The sequence below is a fragment of the Stenotrophomonas sp. 05L44_2 genome (assembly GCF_056665995.1).
In genome coordinates, this window is the sequence record NZ_JBFTNR010000152.1 from 1 (window position 1) to 6,856 (window position 6,856).

Consider the following 6,856-nt stretch of genomic DNA (forward strand, 5'->3'; position numbering starts at 1 on the left):
ATGTACGGCGATAATGGCAGGTATTTTTCCAGGCACCCCGCATTCATGAGCGAAACCACCGAATCCCTTGCCGCACTTGACGATCGCTTGCGCGGCCTGCTGCATGACTATGCGCGCAAAGAACCCGCCCACGACGCCCTTGCTGCCGAATTCAGCACATTGATCGACGATGCGGAAGATGCTTTCCGCCGCGAACGCCTGGCCGGCCACTTCACCGCCAGCTGCTGGCTGGTCAGCGCCGATGGCCAGCGGCTGCTGCTGACCCACCATCGCAAGCTGCAGCGCTGGCTGCAGCTGGGTGGCCACGCCGACGGCGACCGCGATCTGGCCCGGGTAGCGTTGAAGGAAGCCGAGGAGGAATCGGGCCTGAGCGGCCTGGTGCTGGATGATCCGGCCATCTTCGATATCGACAAGCACTGGATTCCCGAGCGCAAGGATGTGCCGGGGCACTGGCACTACGACGTGCGTTTCGTGATCCGTGCGCTGGGCGGAGAGAGTTTCGTGCTCAGCGAAGAGTCGCTGGAGCTGGCCTGGCGACCGGTGGCCGAGGTCGCCAGCGATCCCCAGTCGGACGAATCGATGCAGCGCATGGCGCGCCGTTGGCTGGCGCGCTGAAAGACGCATCCACGCCACGCGTGGATGACGCAATGCCGGACGCATTCCGCCGGGCCACGCCCGGCGACGTACATCTCAATACAGGATGCGSGTKCGCAASGTGCCCGGAATCGCCGCCAGCTCGTCACGCACCGCGCTGGCCTGCTCCTCGCTGGCGGTGATGTCGATCACCACGTAACCCACCTTCGGGTCGGTGCGCAGGAACTGGCCGTCGATGTTGACGTTGTGCCGCGAGAAGATCTCGTTGACCTTGGACAACACGCCCGGCACGTTCTGGTGGATGTGCAGCAGGCGCAGGCTGTCGGCGTGCTCGGGCAGGGTCACTTCCGGGAAGTTGACCGCCGACAGGGTGCTGCCGTTGTCGCTGTAGCGCACCAGCTTGGCCGCCACTTCGATGCCGATGTTGTCCTGCGCTTCCAGCGTGCTGCCGCCGACGTGCGGGGTCAGGATCACGTTGTCGTGGCGGGTCAGCGGCGATTCGAAGATATCGCCGTTGCCCTTCGGCTCGACCGGGAACACATCCAGTGCAGCGCCACCGATGTGGCCGCTGGCCAGTGCTGCATCCAGCGCATCGATGTCGACCACGGTGCCGCGCGCGGCGTTGATCAGGTGCGCGCCGCGGCGCATCTTCGCCAGCTCGGTGCTGCCGATCATCCACTGCGTGGACGGCGTCTCCGGCACGTGCAGGGTCACGATGTCAGCACGCGCCAGCAGGTCGTCCAGGCTGGCCGCCGCACGGGTATTGCCCAGCGACAGCTTGGTTTCCACATCGTGGAAGATCACCTGCATGCCCAGCGATTCGGCCAGTACGCCGACCTGGGTGCCGATGTGACCGTAGCCGATGATGCCCAGGACCTTGCCGCGCACCTCATGGCTGCCGCTGGCCGATTTCGACCAGCCGCCGCGATGGCATTCGGCGTTCTTCTGCGGGATGCCGCGGGTCAGCATGATCGCTTCGGCGATCACCAGTTCGGCCACGCTGCGGGTATTGGAGTAGGGCGCGTTGAATACCGGAATGCCGGCCAGCTCGGCCGCATCCAGGTCGACCTGGTTGGTGCCGATGCAGAAACAGCCGACCGCGATCAGGCGCTTGGCCTCGGCCAGCACCTCGGCACTGAGCTGGGTGCGCGAGCGGATGCCGACGATGWGGGCTTCGGCGATGCGCGCCTTCAGTTCGTCCTCGGGAAGCGCCTTGGTGTGCGCCTCGATCTGGCTGTAGCCGGCGGCGCTGAACACCTCCACGGCGGTCTGGCTGACCCCCTCCAGCAACAGCACGCGGATATCCTGCTTCGGGAACGAGGTCTTCTTCGGCGACATGGGGCGGCACGGCCAGTGGGACAGGGGCTGACCACTATGCCAGATCGCAACGCCCATGGTGCAGTGCGCAATTGGTTGCAACTGCGGCTATTGAAGGCTCTGCAGGGCTGGACGCTGGGCCCGGCCACTGGCACGCTTGCCCGTTCTTCACGCCCCGCGCTGGACCGTCATGACCGATTCCCGCATCGCCTCGTTGCAGCAGGCCTGTCCCGGCCTGAAGCTGAAGACCGACCCTGCTGACCTGGAGCATTACGGCCGCGACTGGACCCGGCGCTGGACACCGGCGCCGCTGGCGATCGCGTTGCCGGCCACGGTTGAAGAAGTGCAGGCGGTAATGCGCTGGACCGCGGCCGAGGGCGTGGCGGTGGTTCCCTCCGGCGGTCGCACCGGCCTTTCCGGCGGTGCGGTAGCGGCCAATGGCGAGCTGGTGCTGAGCCTGGAGCGGATGAACAAGGCGCTGGACTACGATGCGGTCGACCGCACCCTGGTGGTGCAGGCCGGCATGCCGCTGGAGGCGCTGCACAACGCGGCCCTTGAACATGGCCTCATCTATCCGGTGGACTTCGCGGCGCGCGGGTCGTGCTCGATCGGCGGCAACATCGCCACCAATGCCGGTGGCATCCGGGTGATCCGCTACGGCAATACCCGTGAATGGATCGCCGGACTGAAAGTGGTTACCGCCACGGGCGAACTGCTCGAGCTCAACAAGGGCCTGATCAAGAACTCCAGCGGCTACGATTTCCGCCAGCTGCTGATCGGATCGGAGGGCACGCTGGGCGTGATCGTCGAGGCCACGGTGAAACTGACCGACCCGCCGCCGGCCAGCAACGTGATGCTGCTGGCGCTGCCCAGCTTCGACGTGCTGATGCAGGTGTTCGCCGCCTTCCGTGCGCGGCTGCAGCTGCAGGCCTTTGAATTCTTCACCGACCGGGCGCTGGAACATGTTCTGGCCCATGGTGCGCAGGCACCGTTCGATGAAGTGCATCCCTATTACGTGGTGACCGAGTTTGCTGCCGGTGACGAGGCGCAGGAGGCGGCGGCGATGGCGGCCTTCGAGGACTGCATGGGCAACGGCTGGGTCAGCGACGGCGTGATCAGTGCCAGCGATGCCCAGGCGGCGCACCTGTGGCGCCTGCGCGAGGGCATCACCGAGGCGCTGGCACGTTACAAGCCCTACAAGAACGATGTCTCGGTGCGGATCTCGTCGATGCCGGCGTTCCTGGCCGAGACCCAGGCGCTGATCGGCGAGGCCTACCCGCACTTCGACGTAGTCTGGTTCGGCCACATCGGCGACGGCAACCTGCACATCAACGTGCTCAAGCCGGACGGCACCAGCGACGCGGACTTCGTAAGCCAGTGCGAGCATGTCACCAAGCTGCTGGCGCAGGTGCTGGCGCGCTTCAATGGCAGCATTTCGGCCGAGCACGGTATCGGCCTGGTCAAGAAGGGCTACCTGGACAGCACGCGTGGACCGGCCGAGATCGCGCTGATGAAGGCGGTCAAGCGCGCATTCGATCCCGAAGGGCGGCTGAATCCCGGCAAATTGTTCGACCTTTGACACAGGCAAAGTCTTCACCCAGCCGTTACGCTCCACCCACCCAATCGATGAACTCCCCGACCATGATCCGTCCGTTCCTGCTGCTTGCCCTGTTGTCCCTGCCGCTGGCCGGCGTCGCTTCGAGTTTTGCCGGCACCTCGGCCGGTTCGGCGACGGGCGCCTCTTCGGGTTCCTCGGGCAGCAGTTCCGGCGATGACAAGGTGGTGCTGGCTGCCCGCGATGATGCGGCTGCGTTTGTCGCCAGCGATGGCCAGATCCGTGGCGCGCGCCTGCAGGCGGCACTGGTGCACCTGCGTGAGCAGGATGCAGCTGCGCAGCAGCAGAGCGACCTGCAGCTGGCACGCGCCCTGCTGGCGCGTTGATCSAGCGCCCGGGTAGTGCCGGCCGCTGGCCGGCAACCTCATGACACCTGCGTGGAACGCTGCCGGGCATGGCCCAACGCGACGGAGGCGGATGGGCTGGCTCGCTGCGTTGGCGTGGCTGGTCATTCCAACAGCCCATGCCGCCGACCGCCTGCAGCTGGACCCGGCCGGGCTGAGCCCGGCGCAGCAGCAGGTCGCAATGCAGACACTGGCTGATGTGCAGTCGTTGCTGCCCGACGGCCTGCTGCGTGCCTTGCCCACGCAGGTGCAGGTCGGCTGGCGTGACGACCTGCCCGCCAACGTGCATGGCCGTGCCTTCGCCGGGGGCATCGCGCTGCGCCGCGATCTGCTGGACGACGATGTAGCCGGTGCCCGACGCGCCCGGCGCAGTGCGCTGGTGCACGAACTGACCCATGTTGCCGACCGCGCGGGGGCGCACTGGTCACGCAGCGCCCGTTGGCGTGACCTTGCAGGTTGGCAGCGCAAGCCCTGGCATCTGGGCCGCGGTGACAACGCCTTCCGCGACCGCAGTCCCGATGCCTACGAACTGACCGACCCGGCCGAGTACCTGGCGGTGAACGCCGAGCACTTCGTGCTCGATGCAGAGTTCGCCTGCCGCCGTCCGGCCTTGGCGCAGTGGTACCAGGCGCATTTCGGTACGCCGCCCTCACTGCCCGCGCCGCACTGTGCGGGCACCGTTCCGCTGCTGCAGGCCGATGCGGAAGAGGGCGCTGCATCGCTGCTCGCACTGGACCCGGCGCGGGTGTATGCCGTGGACTACCTGTTCGCCGAAGGCAGTGCGCAGCCGATGAGCCGCTGGGGCCACAGCATGCTGCGGCTGGTGATCTGCCGTCCTGGACGCGCACCGGGCCCGGACTGCAGGCTGGACCTGGAGCATCATCGGGTGCTGTCCTTCCGCGCCTTCGTTGGCGACGTGCAGATCTCCAACTGGCGCGGGCTGACCGGTGGTTATCCTTCGCGCCTGTTCGTGCTGCCACTGCAGCAGGTGGTGGACGAATACACCAAGGTCGAACTGCGCGGACTGGCCTCGCTGCCGCTGCAGCTGGACAGCAGCGAGATCGCCAGCCTGCTCGAGCGCACCGCCCAGGTGCACTGGAGCTATGACGGTCGCTATTACTTCGTCAGCAACAACTGCGCGGTGGAGACGGCGAAGCTGCTGCAGGCCGGTGTTCCGCGCCTGGGAGAAGCCGGCCTGGCACAGTTGAGCCCGCGCGGGCTGCGCCGCCGCCTGGCGCGGCTGCACGCACTGGACGAGCAGGTGCTGGCCGATCCCGCGCAGGCCCTGGCGCAGGGCTACTACTTTGCTTCTGCGCGCGACCACTACCAGCAGTTGTTCGCGGTTGCCGCCACGCAGATGGCGCTGCCGGCGCGCGATGTGCGCGCATGGCTGGCGCTGCCGGCGCAACAGCGCGCACCGTGGTTGCTGCGTGGTGATGTACGTGCCAGTGCCGGCCTGTTGCTGCTGGAACAGGCGGCGCAGCGGCGCGCGGAGCTGCGTGCGCGCGATGCACTGAAGCGACGGTTGCTGGCCAACCCGGACAGCAGCGCTACCCGCTCGCTGCGCGCGTTGCTGGAACAGAGCGGGCAGTGGTTGCGGCCGGGCCAGTTGCTGGCCGACGCTGGCTACGGCCTGCCGCAGGCGGACGAACRGGCGGAGGTGGCACGGGCAGCGGCCGCTGCCAGCGTACAGGCGGTACCCGCCTGGCAGGCGCTGCGCGTGCAGCTGCGCGCGCAGTTGCCGTCATCACAGCAGCGCGAGCTGGATGACATCGACCGCAATCTCGCTGTGTTGGGTGCGCACGTGCGTGAGCAGGCGGCCGCAGTGCCGCCTACTGGCGCGGCAGCTCGATGATGAAACGACTGCCGCCGCTGGTGCCCGGGGTGCAGTAGACCTGGCCGCCGTGCGCATCGGCGATGGCCTTGACCACCGCCAGGCCGAGGCCACTGCCACCGCCCAGGCGTGATCGTGAGCCGTCACCGCGCATGAATGGATTGAAGATGTCCGCGTGCAGGGCCGGGTCGATGCCAGGGCCTTCGTCTTCGATCGCCACCTGCACATGGGCCACGGTGTCATGCACGGCGATGCGTACCTTGCCCGGGTTGGCATAGCGGCGCGCGTTTTCCAACAAGGCCAGCAGCGCCTGCCGCAACCGCGTCGGGTCGCAATGGGCGGGGTGCTCCTCGCGGCTGGTTTCCAGCTCCAGCACGAAGCCGGCGCTGCGGAACGCGGGATCCACCAGGGTCATCACCGAATGCACCTCGGCCACCACATCGGTACGGGCGCGGCGCACGTCGAGGCGGGCGTTGTCGGCCAGGCTCAACACCCGCAGGTCCTCGATCAGCCGTGACAGGCCCTCGACCTGCGCGAGCAGGCTGCGGAACTGCGACTCATCGGGCTGGAACACGCCTTCGGCCAGGCCCTGCAGGCGGCCGCGCAGGATCGTCACCGGCGTGCGCAGTTCGTGGGCGATGGCCGCGTGCCACATCACCCGTTCGCTTTCCATATGCTGCAGGCGGCGTGCCATTGCGTTGAAATCGTCCACCAGCGCTGCGACCTCGCCGGGCGAGTTGGCCTCGGCCGTGGCGCGCGCGCCGAGATCGCCGCCAGCCAGCGCACGCACGCTGTCCACCAGTGAATTGAGCGGCGACAGGATGCGGTGGGCCAGTCGGAACGAGGCAGCGATCGCCAGCGCCAGACCGGTCAGGATCACCCCGACCATCCAGGCCAGCTCCGGTCCGCTTGGCAGCCAACCTTCCGGCTCTTCGGCGCTGGCCGGGAAGAACTCGATCAGTACGGCGTACAGCAGCCACGAAGAGAGGATCACCATCACGATGACGCCAACGACCATCAGCGACATCGATACGATGATGTGCCGGCTGAGCCCGGAGCGGCGCATCAGCGGTCGGCCATCAATCGGTAGCCGACACCGCGCACGCTGGCCGGAATCTGGGTGAGACCCACTTCGTCCAGCTTGCGCCGCAG

General features: G+C 67.4%; 7 protein-coding genes. 4 read left to right on the top strand and 3 right to left on the bottom strand.

The annotated features are described in order from the left end of the window. Positions 1-615: an NUDIX hydrolase gene (locus AC1VAN_RS07250; RefSeq protein WP_312964896.1), complete on the top strand. Its 615-nt coding sequence runs from the start codon at positions 1-3 to the stop codon at positions 613-615. A 75-nt stretch (positions 616-690) separates the two neighbouring features. Here the strand turns inward: AC1VAN_RS07250 and serA are convergent, their stop codons facing one another. Then, positions 691-1,932: a phosphoglycerate dehydrogenase gene (serA, locus tag AC1VAN_RS07255; RefSeq protein ID WP_480985541.1), complete on the bottom strand. Its 1,242-nt coding sequence runs from the start codon at positions 1,930-1,932 to the stop codon at positions 691-693. Positions 1,933-2,101: 169 nt separating this feature from the next. On the opposite strand from serA, the gene AC1VAN_RS07260 reads away from it, so the two are divergent. The 3 genes from AC1VAN_RS07260 to AC1VAN_RS07270 all read left to right on the top strand — a co-directional run bounded on the left by AC1VAN_RS07260 (position 2,102) and on the right by AC1VAN_RS07270 (position 5,725). After that, positions 2,102-3,490, top strand: coding sequence for an FAD-binding oxidoreductase (locus AC1VAN_RS07260; protein ID WP_442251845.1), 1,389 nt, complete (start codon positions 2,102-2,104; stop codon positions 3,488-3,490). A gap of 62 nt (positions 3,491-3,552) precedes the next feature. Beyond that, positions 3,553-3,852 carry a DUF2388 domain-containing protein gene (locus AC1VAN_RS07265; RefSeq protein ID WP_032975508.1) on the top strand — a complete coding sequence of 100 codons (300 nt, stop codon included), beginning with the start codon at positions 3,553-3,555 and terminating at the stop codon, positions 3,850-3,852. A 40-nt stretch (positions 3,853-3,892) separates the two neighbouring features. Further along, complete coding sequence (locus tag AC1VAN_RS07270) at positions 3,893-5,725, top strand: DUF7844 domain-containing protein (protein WP_480985542.1); 1,833 nt, start codon at positions 3,893-3,895, stop codon at positions 5,723-5,725. Here AC1VAN_RS07270 and AC1VAN_RS07275 read toward each other — a convergent pair. Together AC1VAN_RS07275 and AC1VAN_RS07280 are read right to left on the bottom strand one after the other, a co-directional pair. After that, positions 5,703-6,770 (bottom strand): ATP-binding protein, encoded by a 1,068-nt coding sequence (locus AC1VAN_RS07275; protein ID WP_025874770.1) that lies wholly within the window; start codon positions 6,768-6,770, stop codon positions 5,703-5,705. The genes AC1VAN_RS07270 and AC1VAN_RS07275 overlap by 23 nt on opposite strands. Then, positions 6,770-6,856, bottom strand: an 87-nt coding sequence (locus AC1VAN_RS07280; RefSeq protein ID WP_480985543.1) for a helix-turn-helix domain-containing protein, incomplete at its 5' end; no start/stop codon positions are given. The genes AC1VAN_RS07280 and AC1VAN_RS07275, both read right to left, overlap by 1 nt.

Excerpts from the sequence above, each read along its gene's own strand:
- AC1VAN_RS07250 (WP_312964896.1), top strand. The coding sequence starts at position 1 with ATGTACGGCGATAATGGCAGGTATTTTTCCAGGCACCCCGCATTCATG.
- AC1VAN_RS07260 (WP_442251845.1), top strand. The coding sequence starts at position 2,102 with ATGACCGATTCCCGCATCGCCTCGTTGCAGCAGGCCTGTCCCGGCCTG.
- AC1VAN_RS07265 (WP_032975508.1), top strand. The coding sequence starts at position 3,553 with ATGATCCGTCCGTTCCTGCTGCTTGCCCTGTTGTCCCTGCCGCTGGCC.
- AC1VAN_RS07275 (WP_025874770.1), bottom strand. The coding sequence starts at position 6,770 with ATGCGCCGCTCCGGGCTCAGCCGGCACATCATCGTATCGATGTCGCTG.